The organism is Dermatobacter hominis (assembly GCF_020715685.1).
GTDB lineage: Bacteria > Actinomycetota > Acidimicrobiia > Acidimicrobiales > Microtrichaceae > Dermatobacter > Dermatobacter hominis.
This window is the reverse complement of sequence record NZ_CP085840.1, coordinates 2275441-2299246: the sequence shown is the minus strand read 5'-3', so window position 1 is coordinate 2299246 and position 23806 is coordinate 2275441. Positions and strand designations below refer to the sequence as shown.

Annotated in this window: 15 protein-coding genes; 11 read left to right on the top strand and 4 right to left on the bottom strand. The window is 73.0% G+C overall.

Annotated elements, in window-relative coordinates; all coding sequences use genetic code 11:
• Positions 1-64: 64 nt before the first annotated feature.
• The 4 genes from LH044_RS10695 to LH044_RS10680 all read left to right on the top strand — a co-directional run bounded on the left by LH044_RS10695 (position 65) and on the right by LH044_RS10680 (position 5880).
• Positions 65-880 carry a dienelactone hydrolase family protein gene (locus tag LH044_RS10695; RefSeq protein WP_227760020.1) on the top strand — a complete coding sequence of 272 codons (816 nt, stop codon included), beginning with the start codon at positions 65-67 and terminating at the stop codon, positions 878-880.
• Between the two features lie 178 nt (positions 881-1058).
• The gene (pcrA, locus tag LH044_RS10690; protein ID WP_227760019.1) at positions 1059-3284 is read left to right on the top strand and encodes a DNA helicase PcrA; all 2226 of its coding nucleotides are present in this window, start codon (positions 1059-1061) and stop codon (positions 3282-3284) included.
• Between the two features lie 28 nt (positions 3285-3312).
• Positions 3313-4989 (top strand): class I adenylate-forming enzyme family protein, encoded by a 1677-nt coding sequence (locus tag LH044_RS10685; RefSeq protein WP_227760096.1) that lies wholly within the window; start codon positions 3313-3315, stop codon positions 4987-4989.
• 15 nt (positions 4990-5004) lie between these two features.
• Positions 5005-5880: a thioesterase family protein gene (locus tag LH044_RS10680; protein WP_227760018.1), complete on the top strand. Its 876-nt coding sequence runs from the start codon at positions 5005-5007 to the stop codon at positions 5878-5880.
• Between the two features lie 9 nt (positions 5881-5889).
• On the opposite strand, the gene LH044_RS10675 is transcribed toward LH044_RS10680, so the two are convergent.
• The 3 genes from LH044_RS10675 to LH044_RS10665 all read right to left on the bottom strand — a co-directional run bounded on the left by LH044_RS10675 (position 5890) and on the right by LH044_RS10665 (position 9187).
• Positions 5890-7449, bottom strand: a complete 1560-nt coding sequence (locus LH044_RS10675; protein WP_227760017.1) for a N,N-dimethylformamidase beta subunit family domain-containing protein — start codon at positions 7447-7449, stop codon at positions 5890-5892.
• Positions 7450-7543: 94 nt separating this feature from the next.
• The gene (locus LH044_RS10670) at positions 7544-8476 is read right to left on the bottom strand and encodes an endonuclease domain-containing protein (RefSeq protein ID WP_227760016.1); all 933 of its coding nucleotides are present in this window, start codon (positions 8474-8476) and stop codon (positions 7544-7546) included.
• Positions 8477-8605: 129 nt separating this feature from the next.
• Positions 8606-9187: a hypothetical protein gene (locus LH044_RS10665; protein ID WP_227760015.1), complete on the bottom strand. Its 582-nt coding sequence runs from the start codon at positions 9185-9187 to the stop codon at positions 8606-8608.
• Between the two features lie 133 nt (positions 9188-9320).
• Between LH044_RS10665 and LH044_RS10660 the strand changes: the two genes are divergently transcribed.
• Positions 9321-10511 carry a CaiB/BaiF CoA transferase family protein gene (locus LH044_RS10660; RefSeq protein WP_227760014.1) on the top strand — a complete coding sequence of 397 codons (1191 nt, stop codon included), beginning with the start codon at positions 9321-9323 and terminating at the stop codon, positions 10509-10511.
• Positions 10512-10525: 14 nt separating this feature from the next.
• Here the strand turns inward: LH044_RS10660 and LH044_RS10655 are convergent, their stop codons facing one another.
• A complete protein-coding gene (locus LH044_RS10655) occupies positions 10526-12982 on the bottom strand; it encodes an ABC transporter permease (RefSeq protein WP_227760013.1) in 2457 nt (818 codons plus the stop codon).
• A gap of 200 nt (positions 12983-13182) precedes the next feature.
• Here LH044_RS10655 and sucC point away from each other — a divergent pair, with 200 nt between their 5' ends.
• The 6 genes from sucC to LH044_RS10625 all read left to right on the top strand — a co-directional run bounded on the left by sucC (position 13183) and on the right by LH044_RS10625 (position 23765).
• A complete protein-coding gene (sucC, locus tag LH044_RS10650; protein WP_227760012.1) occupies positions 13183-14325 on the top strand; it encodes an ADP-forming succinate--CoA ligase subunit beta in 1143 nt (380 codons plus the stop codon).
• Between the two features lie 35 nt (positions 14326-14360).
• Complete coding sequence (sucD, locus tag LH044_RS10645; protein WP_227760011.1) at positions 14361-15257, top strand: succinate--CoA ligase subunit alpha; 897 nt, start codon at positions 14361-14363, stop codon at positions 15255-15257.
• A 212-nt stretch (positions 15258-15469) separates the two neighbouring features.
• Positions 15470-18025, top strand: coding sequence for a serine hydrolase (locus LH044_RS10640; protein WP_227760010.1), 2556 nt, complete (start codon positions 15470-15472; stop codon positions 18023-18025).
• A gap of 81 nt (positions 18026-18106) precedes the next feature.
• Positions 18107-18706 (top strand): phosphoribosylglycinamide formyltransferase, encoded by a 600-nt coding sequence (purN, locus tag LH044_RS10635; RefSeq protein ID WP_227760009.1) that lies wholly within the window; start codon positions 18107-18109, stop codon positions 18704-18706.
• A 27-nt stretch (positions 18707-18733) separates the two neighbouring features.
• Positions 18734-20278 carry a bifunctional phosphoribosylaminoimidazolecarboxamide formyltransferase/IMP cyclohydrolase gene (gene purH / locus LH044_RS10630; RefSeq protein WP_227760008.1) on the top strand — a complete coding sequence of 515 codons (1545 nt, stop codon included), beginning with the start codon at positions 18734-18736 and terminating at the stop codon, positions 20276-20278.
• A gap of 139 nt (positions 20279-20417) precedes the next feature.
• Entirely contained in the window at positions 20418-23765 is a 3348-nt protein-coding gene (locus LH044_RS10625; RefSeq protein ID WP_227760007.1) for an ATP-binding protein, read from the top strand.
• Positions 23766-23806 lie beyond the last annotated feature (41 nt).

Sequence of the window (23806 nt, the reverse complement as noted above, 5' to 3'; positions counted from 1 at the left end):
GATCCGCGCCTCAGATCCCTGGCGGCCGCACGGGCTGGCGCTGATCGCCGGGTACGGTTCGGGCGTGACGAGCGCCACCGACGAAGTGCAGATCGACGGCTTCGCGACCGAGGAGTTCACGTTCGGGGGCAAGACCCGGCGGGTCTTCGTCGCCGGCGAGGGGCCCGCGGTCATCGTGATCGAGGAGCTGCCCGGCATCACCCCCGCGGTCATCGGCTTCGCACGGAAGGTCGTCGACGCAGGCTTCACGGTCGTCATGCCCGAGCTGTTCGGCAAGACCGGCGCCGAGGCGACGCCCGGGGTGCTCGCGCAGGCGGCGATCCCGGCCTGCGTGTCGAAGGAGTTCAGGGCCTTCGCCCTGCGGACGACGCCGCCGGCGATCGACTGGCTGCGGGCGTTGGCCCGTGATGCGCACTCGCGGTGCGGCGGCCCGGGCGTCGGAGCGGTCGGCATGTGCTTCACGGGCGGGTTCGCGCTCGCGATGGCGACCGAGCCCGAGATGCTGGCGCCGGTCCTGTCGCAGCCGTCGCTGCCGATCGGCGGCGGCAAGAAGCGCGGCGCCGACCTGGGCCTGTCGGACCGCGACCTGCTCGCGGTCAAGGAGCGCGCCGAGGCCGACGACATCTGCGTGCTCGGCCTCCGCTTCACCGGCGACCGCTTGGTGCCCGCCGCCCGGTTCGCGTCGTTGCGGCGGGAGCTCGGCGACAACTTCATCGGCGTCGAGATCGACTCCTCGCCCGGCAACCCGTGGGGTCACCGCAAGGCGGCGCACTCGGTGCTGACCGAGGACCTCATCGACGAGCCGGGCCAGCCCACCCGTGACGCGCTCGAACAGGTGCTGCGGTTCTTCCAGGAGCGCCTGCAGGTGGCTCCCGCCTGACCCACCCGGTCGCCTGGCGCACCCCTCGCCCGGGCCGGCCCGCATCGCAGCCGACCCCGGCCGTCGAACTCGGGCATGCGGTACCAATCAGTGGTCCGTGGTGCCCGAGATGCGAGACCCGAGGAGCCGCTTCGGGCCCGATCTGGGGTGTCGGGACCCGCAAGTAGGGTGGGCGGCGATGAGCGTCGAGGACCTCCTGGAAGGGCTCAACCCGGCCCAGTACGAGGCGGTCACCCACGGCGAGGGCCCGCTGCTCGTGGTCGCGGGCGCCGGGTCGGGCAAGACGCGTGTGCTCACCCACCGGATCGCCCACCTCATCCACGCGCACCGCGTGTCGCCGTTCGAGATCCTCGCCATCACCTTCACCAACAAGGCGGCGGGGGAGATGAAGGAGCGGATCGGCCGGCTGGTCGGGCCGGTCGCCGACAAGATGTGGGTGTCGACGTTCCACTCGGCCTGCGTGCGCATCCTGCGGCGCGACGCCCAGCTGCTCGGGTACCCGTCGGCGTTCACGATCTACGACCAGGCCGACGCGGTCCGGCTCACCGGCTACGTCCTGCGCGACCTCAACATCGACCCCAAGCGGTTCCCTCCCCGTTCGGTGCACGCCGCGATCTCGGCGGCCAAGAACGACGGCCTCTCGGCCGAGGACTACCTGGAGCGGGCGTCGGTCATCCACGAGCGTCGCATCGGCGAGGTGTTCGAGGAGTACCAGGCCCGGCTCCTCAAGGCCGGGGCGATGGACTTCGACGACCTGCTCGGCGTGACGGTGGAGCTCTTCCGCACCGAACCGCAGGTGCTCGAGCACTACCGCAACCGCTTCGGCAACGTGCTGGTCGACGAGTACCAGGACACCAACCCGGTCCAGAACGACCTCGTGATGCTGCTCGGCGAGGAGCACCGCAACGTCTGCGTCGTCGGGGACCTCGACCAGTCGATCTACAAGTTCCGAGGAGCGGACATGCGCAACCTCCTCGAGTTCGAGAACACGTTCCCCGACGCCACGACGGTGGTGCTCGAGCAGAACTACCGCTCCACGCAGACCATCCTCGACGCCGCCAACGCGGTCATCGCCAACAACACCGCTCGCAAGCCCAAGGACCTCTGGACCGACGAGGGCCCGGGCGAGAAGATCGTTCGCTTCCAGGGCGAGGACGAGGCCGAGGAGTCGCAGTGGGTCGCCCACCAGATCTCCTCGCTGCACGACCGCGGCGACGTCCTGTGGTCGGACTTCGCGGTCTTCTACCGGACCAACGCGCAGAGCCGCGTGCTCGAGGAGCAGTTCCTGCGCTCCGGCATCCCGTACCGGGTGGTCGGCGGCATGCGCTTCTACGACCGCCGCGAGGTCAAGGACGCGATGGCCTACCTGAAGGCCGTCGTGAACCCCACGGACGAGGTCAGCGTGAAGCGCGTCCTCAACACGCCCAAGCGCGGCGTCGGCGACCAGACCGTCGGGCGCCTCGACGCCTACGCGCGCGCCCACGAAATGTCGTTCATGGACGCGCTGCGGCGGTGGGACGACGCCGGGGCGAGCTCCCGCGCCGCCCGCGGCATCGAGTCGTTCACCAACCTGATCGACGAGCTGGCCACCGAGACCGACAAGGGTCCGGGGCACCTGCTCGAGCAGATCCTCGACCGCAGCGGGTACGCGGCCGAGCTCGAGGCGGAGAGCACGCTCGAGTCCGAGGGGCGCCAGGAGAACCTCGCCGAGCTGGTCGGGATGGCCCGCGAGTACGAGACGGTCGACGAGTTCCTGGAGCAGGTCTCGCTGGTGGCCGACACCGACCAGCTCCCCGACGGCACCGACCCCGGCGACACCGGCGTGGTGCTCATGACGCTGCACTCGGCCAAGGGCCTGGAGTTCCCCAACGTCTTCCTCATCGGCATGGAGGAGGGCGTGTTCCCGCACATGCGCTCGCTCACCGAGCCGGCCGAGCTCGAGGAGGAGCGCCGTCTCGCGTACGTCGGCATCACCCGCGCCCGGGAGCGGCTGTTCCTGTCGTACGCGTGGTGCCGGACGCTGCACGGATCCACGCAGTACAACCCGCCGAGCCGGTTCCTCGACGAGGTGCCGTCGGAGCTGGTCGTCGAGGCCGAGGCGAGCCGGTCCAAGCGCTCGCGCTCGTCGCACCGCTCGGGCGGCTGGGAGTCCACGTCGTGGGCGCCGTCGGGTCGTGAGCGCCAGATGGAGCGCTCCACCCGCCCGGCGCCTCCCACCCAGTCCGGGGCGCACACCCTCGACATCCGGGTGGGCGATGATGTGGTCCACACCAAGTGGGGCGAGGGCGTCGTGTTGCACATGGAGGGCCAGGGCGAGAAGACCGAGGCGGTGGTGCGGTTCCCCGACGTCGGCGAGAAGCGCCTGCTCCTGTCCTGGGCCCCCATCCAGAAGGTCCAGCGATGAGCCGTCGGCCCGGAGCTCGGCCTTGACGGTGCGGTTCCTGAAGCGAGCCGGCCTGGCGCTGCGCCACCACGTGACGCTGTCCGACCTGGCCGACCGCTGGGTCGACCTCCACGGCGACCGGCTGATGGTGACCGAGGAGGGCGTCACCCCGCCGCAGCCGGTGCGCGGCGGCGCCGCCCGGGGACGCGTCGAGGGCAACACGCGCGCGCTGACCTACGGCCAGGCGGCCGACCTCGTCGCCCGGTGGTCGGCGGTGATCGCGGCGCGCACCGAGCCCGGCGACACGGTCGTGATCGCGACGCCGAACGGCATCGACCAGTTCCTCCTGTGCCTCGCCGCCGCGCGCGCCGGGCGCGTGCCGGCGCCGGTGAACCCGCAGATGCGCCCGGCCGAGGTCGACCACGTCATCGCCGACAGCGGCGCCTCGCTGGTCGTGCGCGGCGCCACCGAGATGATGTCGGGGCCGGGGTCACGGTCGACGCCCAAGCCGCCGGCCGAGCCGTCGCCCGACGACGTGGCCGCGCTCTTCTACACGTCGGGCACGACGGGGACGCCCAAGGGCGCCGAGCTCACGCACCGGGCGCTGCTCGGCGGGCTGGCGCCGATGGCGGCCTTCCCGTCGTGGCTCCGGAACGACGAGCTCGTGCTGAGCCTGCCCGTGGCGCACATCATGGGGTTCGTCTCGGTGCTCGGGCCCACGCTCGCCGGGGTGCCGATGTACTTCCTCCGCCAGTTCCACGCCGAGCGGGTGCTCGACGTGATCGAGGAGCGCCGGTCCTCGGCGTTCATGGGCGTGCCCGCCACGTACCGGTTGCTCGATCAAGCCGGCGCCGAGTACCGCGACCTCACGTGCGTGCGCCTCTGGATGACGGGCGCCGACGTGATGCCCGCGCCGCTGGCCCGGCGCTTCAAGTCCTACGGCGCCTCGATGACGCTGCCGTTCGTCGGACCGGTCGGCGAGGCCGCGTTCTTCGAGGGCTACGGCATGGTCGAGACCGGCGGCGGCGTGGTGGCCAAGGTGTCGCCGCCGATGCTGCCGGTGGGACTCGGCGACTCGCTCGGCCTGACGCTGCCCGGCTGGAAGGTGCGGGTGGCGGACCAGCACGACCGGCCGGTCCCGTCGGGATCGGTCGGCGAGCTGCAGATCAAGGGGCCGGGCGTGCTGCGGGGCTACCACGGCGACGCCGCGGCCTCGTCCGACGCCATGACCGAGGACGGTTGGCTCCGCACCGGCGACCTGGTCCGCAGCGGACCGTTCGGGCTCATGTCGTTCCAGGGCCGGTCCAAGAACGTCATCAAGTCGGGGGGCTACTCGGTGTACTCGATCGAGGTCGAGGCCGACCTCGAGGAGCACCCAGACGTCGTCGAGGCGGGCGTCGTCGGCATCGACGACGCCAAGCTCGGCCAGGTGCCGGTCGCCGCGGTGAAGCTGCGCGACGGCGCCAAGGTCACGCCCGACAAGCTGATCGCCTGGTCCCGCGGCCGGATGGCCCGGTACAAGGCGCCGCGGCAGGTCGTCGTCGTCGACGACCTCCCCCGCACCGGCACCCGCAAGATCCGTCGCGACCAGCTGGTTTCGCTGTTCGACCCGGCCGCCGACCCGACCGCCGAGGCGACCGTCGCCGGCCGCACCGCCGCGTCGAACGGTTCGGACCCGTCGATCGGGAAGGACCCGTCCGGCTCCGCCCCCGCCCCCAAGGGCTGAGGGGTCGGGTCCCCGATGGCCGAGCTCCCCCTGGCCGCCGACGTCGCACCCGCGCTGTTCGTGCCGGCCGACGGCGCCCACGGCGACGACGTGTGGCAGCCCACCGACCTCACCCGCGGCCCCTGGGACCCCCGCGCCTGCCACGGCGGCGCGCCGGCGGCGCTGATCACACGCGCGCTCGAGGCCGTGCCGCTGCCCGAGTCGAAGGACGGCGCCGCGGTGCCCATGCGCCTGGCGCGGGTGACGATCGAGCTGGTGCGCCCGGTGCCGACGACGCCGCTGCGCGTCGCCGCCCACGTGATCCGGCCGGGCCGCCGCATCAGCCTGCTCGAGGCGACGCTCTCGTCGGTCGAGAACGACGACGCGGTCGTCGTCATGGCCCGCGCCCTGCGCATCCGGACCGCGGACGTGGCCCTGCACGACGGCGGGCCGGGCGGTGCCGCGGCCCACGGCATCGACGACGTGCCGCCGCCGGTCCCTCCCGTCGCCGACGACGTCAACACCGCAGCGGCCGCCTACATCGGCTTCCACAACGGCGGCACCGAGCACCGGTTCGTGCGCGGCAGCTTCCACGTGCCCGGCCCGGTGTTCGACTGGATCCGCCTCGCCGTCCCGGTGGTGCCCGACGAGGTGCCGTCGCCCTGGCAACGGGCCTCGGCCGCCGCCGACTTCGGCAACGGCATCGCGTCGAGCGTCGGCTTCGGCGAGGGGCTCTTCATCAACCCGGACCTGAACGTGCACCTGTGGCGCGAGCCGGTCGGGGAGTGGATCGGGATGGAGTCGGTGATGCGGACCTCGACCGCGGGCATCGGGCTGAGCGACTCGGCCATGTGGGACGAGCAGGGCCGCATCGGTCGCGGCAACCAGTCCCTGCTGCTCGACACGCTCTGACCTCGGCTGTCAGCCGAGGCGGTCGAGCACGTTGCGGGTGATGCGCGCCACGATCGGATCGGGCGCGCCGTCGTCCACGCTCGGGTCCAGCTCCAACCCGTAGGCCCACTCGGTGCAGCCGACGGTCACGACGGTGCCCGTCGCCCGCGCCGCCGACGCCCCACCCGGTCCGCCGTCGTCACCGCCGGCGTGCGTCCAGGCCGCCATGACGGCGTGCCCGTGGCGGAGCCGGTCCTGGGCCTCGACGGAGTCGTCGCCGAGGAGCCGCTTGGCGTGGAACACGAGCTCGTACTCGGCGCCCTCGTCGACCGGGAGCGGGGTGGTCATCTCGTCGAAGCCGGTCGCGGGGGCGGTGGCCAGGACGGTGAGGCCGTCCGGGGTCCCGGCCGTCGGCGGGTCGGCGGGGACGGGGAGGCCGTCGGCGATCGACAGCTCGGTGCCGTCGCACTCGTAGCCGACGACGCGCGCCTCGGTGCCGAGGAGGTCGCCGCGCCGGAGCTCCGTGCCGTCGAACAGCCAGTGGTCGTGGCGGTGGACCTCGTACCCGGCGGCCCCCCTCGGCGCGCTGAGGTGGACCCGGTGGTAGCCGCCGCGGGTGAAGGTCACGCCGGTCATCGCGGTCTCGGGGCGACCGGTGAGCGGGTCCGACCACATCGACGTCACCCGGTCCGCCCGGTCGGTCCCCATCACCGGGTCCTCCTGGTAGCGGTGCTTCCACGCGATCATCCGCCGGTCGTCCTCCTCCAGACGCACCTGCCAGTAGGCGGTGTTGCCGGAGAGGAAGGCGACGTTGCCGCCCCGGGCGACGAAGCCCTCGACGACGTCGCGCATGCCCCAGGTCCAGTACTCGTCGTGGCCGAGGGAGAGCACCAGGCGTCGGCCGCGCAGCAGCGCCTCGGCCGGGTCGCGGTGGACCTCGGCGTCCAGGTCGGCATCGATGCACACGTCGAGCTCGATGCCGTTCCGCTCGGCCCAGCGCACGAACCGCAGCTCCTGGCCGGCCCAACCCGACATGCCGTGCCACAGCGACAGGCCGTGCTCGACCGAGTAGGTCAGGAACTGCTCGACCGGGTCGACGACCCGCTCGCCCGGGGCGTGCTCCTTGGCGAGGAAGCCGAACGCCAGCGGGCGCTGCGGCGACACGGTCACGCCGCCCGTGTAGAGGTTCCGGCCGCCGACGTCGTTGTACGCGTTCCACGTGTTCGTCGCGAGCTTCAGCAGGGGCGCGCCCGGCGTGGCGGTCGCTGGTCGGACGACGAACCAGGCGGTCGGCGGGTCGGGCTCCGCCCCGTCCGGACCGGTCGTGCGCACCAGGTACAGGCCGCTCGGCCAGTCGCCGACCGGGACGAGCACGGTCGGCGCCCAGATGCAGCCCTCCTCGGGCGCGTCCGGCGGCATCGGCTGGTCGGGCGCGACGACGGTCTGCTCGGCGCGCCACACGACGGTCGGCTCGAGCCCATCACGGACGACCTCAACCGTGAGCGGGGTCGTGCCGTCGCCCGAGAGGTGGAGGTCCACGTCCTCGCCGGCGACGACGCTCTGCGGCCAGCAGTACCCGACGGTGCCCATCCCCGGACCCTACGCGCCACCCCCACACCCCCCGCCCCGCCCGCTTTGTTCCACCTTTTCGACGTTCCAGCGTCGAAAAGGTGGAACAGAGCTGTCAGCGGGCGGCGGCACGACGAGCGCGAGCCTCCGCGATCGCTGCGGTCACCTTCCCGACGACGACATCGGGCGACGACCACACCTCGTCGTCCCAGACCTCGACCCAGATCCAGCCGGCTGCCTCGAGCGCAGCCCGACGCTTCCGGTCCGACTCGACGTCGGTGAGGGCCGTGTGATGCGCTCGGCTCTGCACCTCGATGACGATCGGCAGTCCCTCGACGACGAAGTCGACGCGACCGGTCCACGCGTCGTCGGATCCGGCATCGACCTGTCGTCGGACGTGGATCCACGCGCCCCGGAGGATCTGCATGGTCCGGGTCTCGAGGTTGGTGGCCGCCGGGACGTAGTCGGCAGGCCGGGCGTCCAGGTACTCACGCACACCCGCCGTCCCGTTCCTGCCCATGCGACCCATCTGCGCGATGAAGCGGGTGAGCGACGGGCCCGAGAGCAGCCGCATGGACCACATCCGCTCGACCAGCCGCTCTGCCCGCGCTGCGTGGCACGAGGCGAACAGCTGGAGCGCGCAGAGCTCCGGCTTGACCACGGGGACGCCTCGAAGGACCGTGACCCACGCGTCCGGGAGGGATCTGACGGTGTGGACGGTGACGCCGTCAGGGTTCGGTCCCTTCCGCGATGTGCGCACGACGTGCACGGGCCGCGTCCTGCAGGACGACTGGCCCCAGAGCCAGCACGCCGGCTCGTGGGAGAGCGCAGCGCCGCGACCGCAGGCGAGCGTGCCGATGGTCAGCTGGCGCTCGACCGTGTCGGGACTGCCGGTCCGGACGAACACGCCGCGGATGGGTTCGTTCCAGTGGCGCGAGCTCCGTATCGATCGGATCGCTGCAGCATCGACGTCTCGTGAGCGCAGCATGTGGGCCGACACCACGCCGTTGTGGCGGGCGGCGAGCTCCGTGGCGACGTCGTCGAACATCGCGCCGATCGTGGGTGGCTCGACCGCTCCGTGTCACCGGGGACCGATCCCCCCTCAGCTCTGTTCCACCACATCGACGCTGGAACGTCGAAAAGGTGGAACAAAGCGGGCGTAGGGGTGGGCGACGGGTCAGTTGCCGCTGGTGGCGATGGTGGTGGTCGTGTCGCGGGACTGGTCGGGGCGGAGGTCGATGATGAGGCGGTCGTCGCGGTCCACCCGCCACGGGAAGGCCTCGAGCTTGGAGCCGTCGGACCCGCCCGAGCCGTCGGCCGACCAGGTCGTGTCGCGGCACAGCTCGCCGACGGCGTCCCTGCCGCCCGAGGCGTCGGTCGCCCTGCGCTCCTCGAACAGGTTCCGCTCGGCGTTCCACGAGAGGAAGCAGCCCTCGGCCGCACCCGGCGCCACCGCCGAGAGCGCGATCCAGTCCTCGTTCTCCGCGTCGCCGAAGTGGTTGACGTAGATCGGCTGGCGCTGGCCGCGCCCCGACACGTCGCTGAACAGCAGCGGCCCGTCCTCGGCGATCTGCTTCGACATGCGGGCGGTGAACCCGGCGTCGAACGTGTCGTCGCCCAGCTGGACCTGCACCGGACCCTTGCCGCCGGACGCCAGCTGGATCATCCCCCAGGCCGCGATGACCGCGACGACGAGCGCGACCACCCCGATGACCACCGAGGTCGCCTGCTTGCTCCCGCTCCGTCGTTCCACCGGCACGACGCCAAGTATCCCCCGGGGCTCCGGAGCGCCGGAATTCGGCGGGTCGCCACGCTGAGGCCCCGCTACGGCGGCGGTACGGTCTGGCGGCCGCACCCGGGAGATCCGCCCGGGGCCGAACGAGAGGACGTCGATGCCCGGAGCGCTGTCGGACCTGCGGGTCGTGGAGATGGGACAGCTGCTCGCCGGCCCGTTCTGCGGCCAGCTGCTCGCCGACTTCGGTGCGGACGTCATCAAGCTCGAGCCGCCCGGTCAGGGCGATCCCATGCGGGAGTGGGGCCGTGAGAAGGCCGACGGCCGCTCGCTGTGGTGGCCGGTCGTGGCCCGGGGCAAGCGGTCCGTGACCATCGACCTGCGGCAGAAGGCCGGCCAGGACCTGGCCAAGGAGCTGATCGCATCGGCCGACGTCCTCATCGAGAACTTCCGGCCCGGCACGCTCGAGAAGTGGTCGATGCCGCCCGAGGAGCTCATGGCGGCCAACCCCCGGCTGATCGTCGTCCGGGTCTCGGGCTACGGCCAGACCGGTCCGTACGCGTCCCGCCCCGGGTACGGCGCGATCGGCGAGGCGATGGGCGGCCTGCGAGCGGTCATCGGCGAGCCCGACCGGCCTCCCGCCCGGGCCGGCATCTCGATCGGCGACACGCTCGCCGCCACGTTCGCCTGCCTCGGCTGCCTCGTCGCGCTGCACGCCCGGCAGGCGACCGGCCGAGGCCAGATCGTCGACTCCGCGCTCTACGAGGCGGTGCTCGGCGTCATGGAGTCGTTGATCCCCGAGTACACGGTCAGCGACTACATCCGCCCGCGGACGGGCTCGATCCTCCCGAACGTCGCCCCGGCCAACGCCTACCCGACCGCCGACGGCGAGCACCTCATCAGCGGCAACCAGGACACCGTCTGGAAGCGGCTCGCCGCGGCGATGGGGCGACCGGAGCTCGGCGACGACGAGCGGTACGCCACCCACAACGCCCGTGGCGCGAACCAGGCGGAGCTCGATGCGCTGATCGCCGAGTGGTCGGCGACGATGACGTCGCGCGAGCTCGAGGACCTGCTGAACGAGCACGGCGTGCCCAACGGGAAGATCTACACCGCCCCCGACATGCTCGCCGACGCCCACTTCAAGGCCCGCGAGGCGATCGTCACCCTCGCCCACCCGCAGCTCGGCGACTTCCCGATGCAGAACGTCGTGCCGAAGCTGTCGGACACGCCGGGCGAGATCCGCTGGGTCGGCCCCGAGCTCGGCGAGCACACCGACGAGGTGCTGGGCGACGTGCTCGGCCTGGACGGCGAGGCGCTCGACCGCCTGCGGGCCGACGGCACGATCTGACGCGACGCGGCGGCCTACTCGGTCCGCAGCACCTCGGCGGGCCGGAGCCGCGCCGCCTGACGTCCCGGCCACAGCGCCAGCAGGTTGGCCATGAGCAGCGACACCGGCACCACGAGGAGGACGGCCAGCAGCCCGAGCGGCGCCACGTAGAGCATCGGCGTCGACTCGGCGACCCACCGCCAGCTGGCCCGACCGACGAGGAGCCCGATCGGGAGACCGATCACCAGCCCGATCAGGGCCACGGTCGTCGCCTGCCACGACAGCGCGAAGCGGGTCTGCCGCGGGGTGAGGCCGAGCACGCGCATGACCGCCAGGTCGTGTCCCCGCCGGCGCACCACGCTCGCCGACACGTGGGCCAGCGTCCCGATCGCCAGCACGATCGTGAACACCGCGAACAGCACCGGCAGCGCACGCACGTTGCTGAGGTTCACGAGGTCGATCGGCCTCGTCGCCGGGCCGGCCTCGAGCGCGCCCTCGCCGGCCTCGGTGATCGCGTCGCTGACGGCCCCGGCCGAGGCGCCCTCGCGAACGCTGGCGAGATAGGTGGGCACGATCGGCGGCGTGAGGCCGTCCCCGGTGGGCGGGGCGTCGCCGACGAGCGCGTGCAGCTCCTCGTCCGTGACGAAGGCGCCCTGGTCGAAGCTCGAGTGGGGGGTGGTCGGCAGCAGCGCGATGCCGACGACGGTGAGCGGGATCTCCCGGTCGTCGCCCTGCGGCCTGACCGTCACCTGGTCACCCACGCCGACGCCGTAGCCCCGTGCGCTGTCGGGTCCGAGCGCGATCTCGCCGGGCCGGACCGGCTGGCGGCCCTCGAGCGTCGTGAACCCCATGTCGCCCTTGCGCGGCGCCAGCGAGTAGGTCGGCAGGGTGAGCCCGTCGATGACGAGCAGGGCCCGGTTCGTCATCGCCGACGCCACCACGTCACCACCCTGATCCGTGGCGTCGAGGACCTCGGGCATCACGTCGAGCGCCTCGGGGGACGCGGCCTGGACCTCGATGTCCCAGTTCGCGCCGATGCGCGACGGGTTGCTGATCGCGTCGTCGATGCCGGCCGAGAGCGTGAACGCCCCGACGACGCCGAGGACCCCGAGCACTGCGCCGGCCAGGGCCGGACGGGTGGGCAGCGCGCGCTGGCCGCGCCCCGGCTCGAGCGCCATCTGGGCACCCGTGGTGGTGACCACCGACGCGCCGGCGTTCCGCAGTGCGCGCACCAGGCGCGAGTCGCGTACGGCCGCAGGTCGGTGGTGGCGGCCGGCCTCGCGCCACGCGGTCGACCAGATGGCGATCGCGAGGACCGCCACGAGCAGCCCGGCGCCGAGCAGCAGCACCGGCCAGTCGGCGTGGAGTCCGACGTCGGGGTCGATCTGGCGACCCAGCCCGATCGGGAACAGCACCGACAGCCCGATCCCGACGGCGACGGCGACGATCGCCGCGGTGGCGATCGGCACGAGGTGCGGCAGGGCCAGCGCGATCGCGGCGTCGCGCTGCGCGAAGCCGAGGGCGCGGAGCGGCGTGAGGTCGTCCGCGCCGGCCCGGACGGACCGAGTGAGGGCCTGGCCGACGAGCACGACCCCGGCGAGGGCGACGGCGAGCCCGAACAGGAGGAGACCCCGGGTCTCGAGCGCGGTGCCGTTCGTGACCCGCTTCGACACGGCGACCGCGTCGAGGATCGGCATCTCGGGCTTGTCGAGGATGCGCCGCACGTCGGCCTCGAGCCGCTCGATGTCGGCCTGGCCCGGCTCGAAGCGGACGAGCAGGTTGTTGATGAACATCGCCGGGGCGGCGAACTGCTCGTGGAACGCCGGGGTGGCCATGAGCTCGGCGCCCTCGCGCACCTCGCCGGGCGGCGTGTCGTCGGGGATGACCGCCATCTCGAACGCCGAGCGTCCGATGCCCACGACCTCGACGTCGATCGTCGGACCTTCCGGTGGTGCCCAGAAGTCGCCCGCCGCCAGCTGCTCGTCGGACGGCCGCTGGAGCGTGAAGCGGGAGCCGACCCCGACGGCCGGGTTCGACCCCTTGACCGCCAGGACCTCGTGCGGGTCGGAGGGATCGGGCAGGCGCCCCTCGGAGAGGACGGGGCGGTCGACCTCGGTCTGCCAGTCGCCGAAGGCCACGTCGAACACGCCGCTCTCCACGGGGTCGACGCCCGGCGGGGCGTCCACGACCGAGATCGGCCCGAGCCCGAACGACCCTGCCGCGGCCACGTAGGGGAGCGCGGCGACCGGCGCCCAGTCGGGGTCGATGACGTCGACCTGGCTGGCGAACACGACGGCGTCGGCCGCGTCGGTGGCGCGGCGGAGCCGTTCGAAGGCGTCGTCGGTGCGGCGGGCGCCGGCGATGGACGCGAGGGCCACGGCGGCCGCGAGCCCGGCCAGCAGGCCGAGCGAGACCAGGGCGACCGGTCGGCGTCGCACCTCGCGCCGGGCCCACATCCTCCCCGCCACCGACACGCCGGCTTCCCTGGCCATGGCTGCACCCTACGAACCCGGCACGCCGCCGAGAAGGGTGCGGGCCACTGCGGCGATGGGGGTGGAGGCACCCCCGCCGGCCCGGGCCCGGAATGGGGGCGGCCGAGTCGTCCGGTCTACGCTCCCTCGTCGGGCCCGGCGCGACCTGACGACCCGTCAGAACCGCCGCCGTCAGCAGTTCGCGACAGGAAGGTGAGAGGGTGGACCTCTTCGAGTACCAGGGGAAGCAGTTCTTCGCTGCGTTCGACATCCCGGTGTCGGCCGGCGAGGCGGTCACCACGGTGGACGACGCCGTCGCCGTCGCGGAGCGGCTCGACAGCTACCCCGTCGTGATCAAGGCGCAGGTCCACGTCGGCGGCCGCGGCAAGGCCGGTGGCGTGAAGCTCGCCAACAACGCCGACGAGGTCCGCGAGCACGCCTCGAACATCCTCGGCCTCGACATCAAGGGCCACGTCGTCAAGGTCATCTGGGTCGAGGTCGCCTCCGACATCGACGAGGAGTACTACGCGTCGTTCACGCTCGACCGCTCGGCGAAGAAGCACCTCGGCATGCTGTCCGCCCAGGGCGGTGTCGAGATCGAGGCCGTCGCCGAGTCCGATCCCGACGCCATCGCCAAGATCTGGATCGATCCGGTCGACGGGCTGACCGACGAGATCGCCCGCGAGTGGGTCGCCGCCGCCAAGCTCAACCCGAAGGCCAACGACGGCGCGGTCGACATCCTCAAGAAGCTCTACCGGGCCTACACCGAGGGCGACGCGGACCTCACCGAGATCAACCCGCTCATCCTCAAGCCGACCGGCGAGGTCCACGCCCTCGACGCCAAGGTGACCCTCGACGGCAACGCCGGGTTCCGTCACGACTGGGCCGAGTACGAGGCCACCCAGGTCCGCGACGTCCGCGAGCAGGCCGCCCACGACAAGGGCCTGCAGTACGTCGGCCTCGACGGCACCGTCGGCATCATCGCCAACGGCGCCGGCCTGGCCATGAGCACGCTCGACGTGGTCAACCAGTCCGGCGGCAAGCCCGCCAACTTCCTGGACATCGGCGGCGGCGCCAACGCCGACGTGATGGCCGGGGCGCTCGAGGTCATCAACAACGACCCGCAGGTGAAGGCGATCTTCATCAACATCTTCGGCGGCATCACGCGCGGCGAGGAGGTGGCCAACGGCATCGTCGAGGCGCTGGGTCGGGTCACCATCGACGCGCCGATCGTCATCCGCCTGGACGGCACCAACGCCGAGGAGGGTCGGGAGATCCTCCAGCCGCACCTGTCCGACAAGCTGCAGATGCAGCCCACGATGCTCGAGGCGGCCGCCAAGGTCGTCGAGCTGGCCCGGGCCTGAGGCTCGGCGACGAGCGCAGAAGGAGAACGCGAACCATGAGCATCTTCGTCGACGAGAACACCAAGGTCGTCTACCAGGGCCTCACCGGCAGCCAGGGCCGCTACTACGGCCTGCTGAACCGTGAGTACGGCACGCAGGTCGTGGCCGGCACCAACCCGAAGAAGGCCGGCACCGACGTCGAGGGCATCCCGATCTTCGCCTCGGTCGCCGACGCCGTCGCCGAGACCGGCGCCAACGCCAGCTGCATCTTCATCCCGGCGCCGGGCGTGAAGGACGCGGTGATCGAGGCCGCCGAGGGCGGCGTCGAGTTCATCGTGTGCATCACCGAGGGCGTGCCGATGCACGACGAGGCCTGGTTCTTCAACAAGCTGCAGCGCGACTTCCCGTCGGTGCAGCTGCTCGGCCCGAACTGCCCCGGCATCATCAGCCCCGGCAAGTGCAACATCGGCATCACCGCCGGCCACATCGCCAAGTCGCCCGAGGCCGGCGCCAAGAACGTCGGCATCGTGAGCCGCTCCGGCACCCTGACCTACCAGGCGCTGTACGAGCTCAAGCTCCAGGACATCGGCGTGACCACGTGCGTCGGCATCGGTGGCGACCCGGTTCCGGGCACGAGCTTCATCGACTGCCTCGAGCGCTTCGAGGCCGACGACGACACGTCGGCCGTGATGATGATCGGTGAGATCGGCGGGTCGGCCGAGGAGGAGGCCGCCGAGTTCATCGCCTCGAAGATGTCGAAGCCGGTCGTCGCCTACATCGCCGGCCAGACGGCCCCCGCGGGCAAGAAGATGGGCCACGCCGGCGCCATCGTCTCGGGTGGCAAGGGCACGGCGGCCGCCAAGATGGAGGCCCTCACGAGCGCCGGCGCCCAGGTGGGCGCCAACCCGACCGAGGCGGGCAGCCTCATGGTCGACGTGATCCGCTCCCTCTGAGATATAGGGGTGCACAGCGACAGACCTTGTCGCGATCCGCACCCGAGAAATCGCGATCGCAGGTCCTGCTGACGGCGGGCGTCGTGCCCCGGCACGGCGCCCGCCGTCCGCGTCCCGCCGGCCGGAGGGGTTGCGCGACGGATCGGTCGTTCGGTACCCGTAGCATTGGGACGGTCGCCCGCGGGCACGGCGGCTCGGTCCCCTCCCTGACCATGCGACGCACCGACGACACCTCGACGCGCGGGCCCTTCGGCGCCCCGACCGCCGCCGGCGATCCCGGCGACGGGATGTCGGCTGCGAGCCCCGACGACTGCCCAACCGCCGGCGCGATCACGGGCCCCGCCGGTGCCGCATCCGCGGCGAGGCCGAGCGGACGGGACCGCTTCCTCGACGTCGTACGGGCGCTCGCGCTCGTCCGGGTCATCCTCTGGCACACCTGGTCGGCCGCCTGGCTCACGTGGTTCCCGGCGATGCCGGCCATGTTCTTCGGCGCCGGCGCGCTGCTCGACGGGTCGCTCGAGCGTCGGGGCTGGTGGGCGACCGTGCGCCAGCGGGCCCGCCGGCTGCTGATCCCGTTCTGGGTCTACGGCGCGGTCAGCGTGGCGGTCATGGTGGCGATGGGCTGGCGCCCCGGACCGGGCGAGCTGTTCGGCTGGCTCGTCCCGGTCGTCGACCCGGTGGGCAGCGACGAGCTCCGGGGGCTGTGGATCCCGCTCTGGTACGTGCGGGCCTACGTCTGGTTCGTGCTCGGCGCCGCGGGGATTCGGTGGCTGGTGCGGCGCGTCGGCGTCGGTGCGCCGGTCCTGTTCGCCGTCGCCACGGTGGCGGTGTACTGGGCCGAGCAGGTGGCCGGCCGGTCGCTCCTGCCGCTGTCGGTGCTCGACGCCGTCAGCTACGGCACGTTCGTCGCCGCCGGGATGGTCTACGCACAGCGGGACCGCCGGGTGCCCGCGGCCCGGACCTCGGCCGTGCTGGGGCTGGCGTTGGCCGTCGCCGCCGTGCTCGCCGCCATGCGGTACGGCCCGGCCGACCTCGTCGTGAACCGCTCGGCGCTGCTGACCGTGCTCGTCGGCGGCGTAGGGCTGATGGTGCTGTTCGCGCTGCACCCGATCCTCGCCTCGGTCGACGGCGTGACCGGCAGGGGCGTGGACGCGCTCGTGCGCCGCACGCTGACGATCTACCTCTGGCACGGCTTCGGGCTGGTCGCTGCGGCCGAGCTGGTCGACGAGCACCTCGCGCCCGGGCCGCTGCGGTGGGGGCTCGCCCTGCTCGTCGTGGTCGTCGTGACGGCCGGGTGCGTCGTGATCTTCGGTCCGATCGAGGAGTGGGCGGCCGGCCGGCGGGCCGCGCCGCTGCCCGGCGCCAGGGCCCGCGCCCTGGCGCTCGTCCCGCGGTCGATCCGACAGCGACCGCCGGCCTGGCGGCTCGTCGACCTGGGCGACGGGGCCACCCCGAGGGGCGGACCGGCGCCGCCGACCGATCGCCGCCCGACGGTGGGGGAGCGCCGCCCCGTGCAGGTCGATCCCCTGCGGTCGTGGACCGGCCGTGGCCCGTGGGGGCGCGTCCGGCCGCGGGGCCGTCGCCTCGCGCTCCGGTCCGGCGCGGCGCTGCTCGCGATCGGCCTCGTGGCGTCGGCGCTCGTCGTGTCGCCCGACGGCGGCAGCTCGGCCGAGCCGCTGTCGGGCCAGGCGGTCGCGGCGCGCGCCGGGATGCTCGACGCCACGACGACGACCTCGACGTCCATCCCCGGGGCGTCGCAGATCGAGGGACCGACGCTCGAGCAGGAGATCCAGGCGTGGGTCGAGCGGCACCCCGACGTCCAGACCGTCGGGGGGCTGACCACCCTCAAGGGCGCCGTCGTCGACCGCGACGGCACGGTCTCGGTGTTCTCGTGGTCGGCGGGCGACGTCCCGATCGTGACCCCGGCCGACTCGGGCTCCCCGGCCGTCGACGGCACCCCGCTCGTGTGGTGGTCGATGACGAAGGCGGCGACGGCGGTGTGGCTCATGCGCTCGGTCGAAGCCGGTGCGGTGGCCCTCGACGACCCGCTGTCGCGGTGGATGCCCGAGATCCCGCACGCAGGTGAGATGACGCTGGAGCAGCTGGCCCGGCACCAGTCGGGGATCCCGGGATCGCTGGACGACAGCCTCCTCTCGACCGAACCGATCGGCGTCATCCAGCGGTACCTCGACGACCCCGAGCTGGCCTTCGCCCCGGGCGCCGGCTTCGACTACTCGCGGCTGGGGTACCTGCTGCTCGCCACCGCGCTGGAGCGCGCGACGGGGACCACGTGGCGGTCGGCGATGGAGGACCTCGGGGCCCGGGCCGACGTGCAGCTGACGTTCGACGAGGACGTCGAGCCGCTCGACCACGTGACCGACCCGGACCGGCACGGCTACCGGGGACGGACCTGGTCGAGCGGCGGGATCCAGTCGGACCCGGCGACGCTCGTGCGCTTCTTCCGATGGGCGCTGACCGACGGCGTGTCCACCGCGTCGATGGAGTCGATGAGCGCGTTCTCCGGCGCCGACGGCGACTGGATCTACGGGATCGGGCTGATGCCGCTGTGCCCGTGCACGCGGGAGGACTCGGCGGTGCACACCAGCCGGGTCGGCCTCGACTCGGTGGCCGGCAGCTTCGCCGTCGACCTCGACTCGGGCGCGGCCGTCGCGCTGTACCCCGACAGCTGGTTCGACGGCGACAACGGCCCGCGGCCCGAGTTCTACGAGCTCGAGTCGGTGCTCCTCGACCGCCTCGCCACCCCCTGAAGCCCGCCCCCGCCACAGGAGCGCGGGGACGAGGTGCGGGCTGGAAGGAGGGGAACGGGGGGCTGGTAGGTTCGCCCGCGTATGCGACTCGCCGTCCTCGCCTCCGGTTCGGGCACGCTGCTCGACGCCATGGCGACCGGCGGCTTGCCCATCGCCCTGGTGATGGTCGACCGCCACTGCGCGGTCGAGGACGTCGCCGCCGGTCACGGCATCCCGTGCGTCGTCGTCGAGCGCACCGACTTCGGTGACAGCTTCGACCGTGACGCCTTCACCGCCCGGGTCGTCGAGCAGCTCGGCGAGCAGCGCATCGACCTGGTGGCGATGGCCGGGTGGGGCACGATCCTCGGCCCGGCCGCCTTCGCGGCGCTCCCGGGCCGCATCATCAACACGCACCCGGCGCTGCTACCGGCCTTCCCCGGCTGGCACGCGGTGCGAGACGCCCTCGCGTACGGCGTCAAGGTCACCGGCTGCACCGTCCACGTGGCCACCGAGACCGTCGACGACGGTCCGATCCTGGCCCAGGAGGCGGTCCCGGTCCTCCCGGGCGACGACGAGTCGACGCTCCACGAGCGCATCAAGGCGGTCGAGCGCCGCCTCTACACCGACACGATCCGATCCATCCTCGAGCACGGCGTCGAGCAGTTCGACCGCACCGTCTCGAGCGCCTCGACCTCGTCGTAGGTCGAGTGAGAGCAGAGAGCTGAGCCCATGAGCACCGAGTCCCGTCCCCGCCGCGCACTGCTGTCCGCCTACGACAAGACCGGCGTCGTCGAGCTGGGCGCCGCGCTGGTGGAGCTCGGGTGGGAGCTGGTGTCGAGCGGCGGCACCGCCAAGGTCCTGGCCGATGCCGGCCTGCCCGTCATCCCGTCGGAGCAGGTCACCGGCTTCGGCGAGATGCTCGGCCACCGGGTCGTCACGCTCCACCCGATGATCCACGGCGGCATCCTCGCCGACCGCGACGACCCGTCCCACGTGGCCGACATGGAGGCCCACGGGGTCGTCCCGATCGACCTCGTCGCCGTCAACCTGTACCCGTTCCGGTCCGACCCGTCGGTGGAGCTGATCGACATCGGCGGCCCGGCCATGGTGCGCGGCGCGGCCAAGAACCACGCGCACGTCACGGTGCTCGTCGACCCCGCCGACTACCAGCCGGTGCTCGAGGAGCTGCGGGCGAACGGGGAGGTGTCCGCCACCACCCGACGGCGGCTGGCACGCGACGCCTTCGCCCACACCGCGGCGTACGACAGCGCGATCGTCGCCTGGTTCGACGACGAGGGCCCGGGCGAGCTGCCGCCGCTCCCGGAGGAGCACGCCCCGCTGCCGCGCACGTTGCACCTGTCGGCGACGCTGGCCCAGCCCCTCCGCTACGGCGAGAACCCGCACCAGGTCGGCGCCCGCTACTCGTTCACCGGCGACAGCTGCTGGGACTCCGCGGTCCTGCACGGCGGCAAGGAGATGTCGTACCTCAACGTGTACGACGCCGATGCAGCGTGGCGTCTGGTGCACTCGCTCGGCGACGAGCCCGCAGCCGTGATCATCAAGCACGCCAACCCGTGCGGCGCCGCCGTGGCCGACGACATCACCACCGCCTACGTGCGGGCCCACGAGTGCGACCCGACCTCGGCCTTCGGCGGGATCGTCGCCGTGAACCGGACGGTGCCGGTCGAGATGGCCAAGGCGCTCGCCCCGATCTTCACCGAGGTCGTGATCGCGCCGGGCTACGACGACGACGCGCTGATGGTGCTGCTCGAGAAGCGCAACCTCCGCGTCCTGACCGCTCCGCCGCCGACCGTGCCGGCGCTCGACGTGCGCAGCGTCGACGGCGGGCTGCTGGTGCAGACCAAGGACGTCGTCACCGTCGACCGCTCCAGGTGGCAGGTCGTGACCGAGCGCCAGCCCACCGAGCAGGAGTGGGCGGACCTCGAGTTCGCGTGGCGCCTGTGCGCCCGCGTCACGTCGAACACGATCGTGCTCGTGAAGGACGGCCAGGCCTTCGGCATCGGTGCCGGCCAGCAGAGCCGGGTCGACGCCGCGCAGATCGCGGGCCAGAAGGCGGCCGGTCGTGCCGACGGCGGTGCCGGGGCGAGCGACGCGTTCTTCCCCTTCCGCGACGGGCTCGACTCGGTCGCCGACCAGGGCGTCACCGCGGTGATCCAGCCCGGCGGGTCGATCCGTGACGAGGAGGTAGTCGCGGCGGCCGACGAGCGCGGCCTGGCGATGGTGATGACGGGCGAACGCCACTTCAAGCACTGATCCGGACCGGCCCCCGCGGGCTGGCGGGCGATTTCTCCGGCCGCGGATCGCGACAAGGGATGTCGCTGTGCACCCCTATATCCCGGATGGGTCATCGGGCAGTACCCCGGAGGCCGTTCAGGTCGTACAGTCGCACCCAGTGGGAGAAGAGGACAGGACCCGTCGGTCCGGACCTCGCCAGGAGTGGACGCGGGGAGCGGTCGAGACGCTCACCGTCTTGTTCTGCGACCTCGTCGACTCGACCCGGATCAGCGTCGCCCTCGATGCGGCCGGCAACGCCCACCTGCGGGGCTCGCTCTTCGGCATCCTGCGTGAGGAGGTCGAGCGGGTCGACGGCAGCCAGGTGAAGTCGCTCGGCGACGGGATCATGGCCGTCTTCCCCAACGCCGCGAGCGGGCTCACCGCTGCGGTCGCGATCCAGCGCCGGGTCGAGCACCTCGACCGCCGCTTCGCCGAGCCGATCCGGCTGCGCATCGGGCTGAGCGCCGGCGACGTCGAGTTCGACGACGGCGACTGGTACGGCGAGCCGGTGGTCGAGGCGGCTCGGCTGTGCGACGTCGCGCCGGCCGGCGGCATCCTCGTCGGAGAGCTCGTCCGGCTGCTCGCCGGTCGAGCCGTCGCCTTCGACTTCGGCGAGCTCGTCGAGCACGACCTCAAGGGCCTGCCCGACCCTGTGCCGGCCCGACCGGTCGAGTGGCTGCCGCTCGAGCAGCACGCCGTCCCCCTGCGCTGGCCCACGTCGTCGGCCGCCGACCCGCTCGTCGGCCGCTCGTCGGAGGTGGCGCGCTTCGGGCGCGTGCTCGCGTCGGTCGAGGACGGCAGCAGTCGGGTCGTGTCGCTCACCGGCGAGTCGGGCGTCGGCAAGAGCCGCCTGGCCGAGGACCTGGCGCGGCTGGCCCACGACCGCGGCGCGGTCGTCGTGGTCGGCCGGGCGCGGGAGGAGCTGCTCGTCCCCTTCGGCCCGTACCGCGAGGCGCTGGCCCACCTCGTCGCCCATCTCGACGTGAGCATCCTGGCCGAGCACGTCGGCGAGCACGGTGCCGAGCTCGGCCGGCTGGTGCCCGAGCTCGCGGCCCGCCTCGGATCGCTCGAGGAGCCGGCGCCGACCGACCCGGAGACCGAGCTCTACCGCCTGTACCGGGCCGTCGTGGGACTGCTCACCGACCTCGCGTCGGCCCGGCCCGTGGTGCTCGTCCTCGACGACCTGCACCTGGCCGACCGCTCGACCGTGCACCTCACGAGGTTCCTGGCCGACGAGGCCGTCCCCGGCCTGATGCTCCTCACCGTCTACCGACGGGGCGAGCTCGACGCCGACAACCCGCTCAACGACATGCGGGCCGAGCAGTCGGCGGCCGGCCGGCTCGTCGCGCTCGACCTCGACGGCCTCGACACCGGCGGCGTCGCCACGCTCGTCGAGCAGGTCGTCGGCCACCCGCTCCCGGCGCCGGCGCGCCGGATCGCCGACGTCATCGCCCGCGAGACCGACGGCAACCCGTTCTTCGTGACCGAGATGGTCCGCCACCTCCGGGAGGAGGGCGGCATCGGCTTCGACGGCCAGCCGTCGCCCGACGACGCGGGGATCGCCGCGACGCTGCCGACGACCGTGCTCGAGGTCGTCCGGCGTCGGGTGCAGCGCCTCGGCGACGCCACGGGCCGCGTGCTGGCGGCCGCGGCGGTGCTGGGCCTCGAGTTCGACCTCGGTGTCCTGGCGACCCTCGCCGGGATCGAGGACGACGCCCTGGTCGACCACCTGGAGCGCGCCACGGCGGCGGGCCTGCTCCGCCCGTCCAGCCGGCACGCCGGCACGTGCTCGTTCGCGCACGGGATCGTCGGCCGCACCCTCTACGGCGACCTGTCCGTGCTGCGCCGCTCGCAGCTGCACCGCCACGCCGCCCAGGTCCTGCAGCGCCTCGTCGGCGGCGAGCCGGCGGCGGTGACCGACCTGAGCGCGGTGGCCGAGGTCGCCCGCCACGCCTACGAGGGCCGTGATCGCATGACCACGCGCGCGGCGATCGCCTGGGCGCGCGAGGCCGGACGGCGCGCCGACGGCCAGCTCGCGCCGGGCGAGGCGATCCGCTGGTTCGAGCGGGCGCTCGAGATGGCCGACGAGGTCGAGCCCGACGTCGAGCTGGTCGGCGAGCTCCTCCTCAGCCTCGGCGTGGCCCAGCGGGACGCCGGCCTGGGCGTGTACGTCGACACACTGCGCCGCGCCGCCGGCCTGGCCCGGGAGCTCGGTTCGCCGGACCTGCGGGCCGAGGTCGCGCTCGCCAACTTCCGCGGCTTCTGGTCGAGCAGCGGGTCGGTCGACCCCGAGCGGATCGACGAGCTGCAGGAGGCCCGGGCCGCCTTCGGCGACGGCGACCACCCCGCGGCGGCGAAGCTGCTCGCCACCACCGCGGTCGAGCTCGGGTTCGGCGAGGACCCCGAGGCGCGCCTCGTGCTGTCGGACGAGGCGGTGGCCATGGGTCGCCGGCTCGGGCAGCCGGCGACGCTGGCCTACCTCCTCCGGTCGTGGGAGCTCGTGCACCGGCTGCCGTGGTTCCTCGACGAGCGGGTGCGGGTCGCCGAGGAGCACCACCGGCTGGCGCAGGCGCTCGACGACCCGGTCGAGTGGTTCTGGGCGGTGAACTCCTACAGCATCGTGGCGCTCGAGCACGGCGACGCCGCGCTCTTCCAGCAGCTCGTCCCGCAGGTGCTGCCCGCTGCGGCCGCGACGGGCCAGCGCCTGCTCGAGTGGATCGGCGGGTTCGTCGCGATCAACGCCCACCTGATCGAGGGCCGCGCCGACGAGGCCGAGGCGCTGATGGAGCGCACGCACGAGGTCGGCCAGGAGGCCGGCATGCCCGACGTCGACGAGGTCTACGCGTCGCACCTGTTCGAGATCCGCCGGGCGCAGGGCCGGGTCGACGAGCTGGTCGACCTGCTGGTCGCGGTCGTCGAGGCCGCGCCCGACATCGAGGCGTTCCGCCCCGCGCTCGGCATCTGCTACCGGGACCTGGGGCGCCGCGACGGCCACGACCTGTTCCGGGAGGACGTCGTCGACGGGTTCGCCCGCTACCGCCACAACGGCCTCTGGCTGGCGTCGATGACCATGAACGCCGAGCTCGCCGCGTTCTTCGACGACGAGGAGGCCGCGCTGCTGCTGCACGAGCGGCTGGTGCCGTGGCGGGACCAGGTGGTCTGGACCGGGACGACGGCCGGGCGGTCGGTGGCCGGCGCCGTCGGCCAGGTCGCGGTGACGCTCGGTCGCTTCGACGAGGCCGAGGACCTGCTGACGCAGGCGGTCGAGGTGCACCGGGCGCTGCGCGCGCCGGCGTGGACCGCCGAGTCGCTGCTGGCGGCGGCGGTGATGTACTCGACCCGTGGCGGGCCGGGCGACGAGGGCCGGGCCCGCGAGTCGCTCGCCGAGGCGGTCGCGCTGGCCGCGTCGGTCGGCGCCGGCAGCATCCAGCACCGCGCCGAGCTGGTCGCGGCACGCGTGGGCTGACCGGACCCCGACGGGCGCTCCGACGGGCGCGCCGGGTGGGC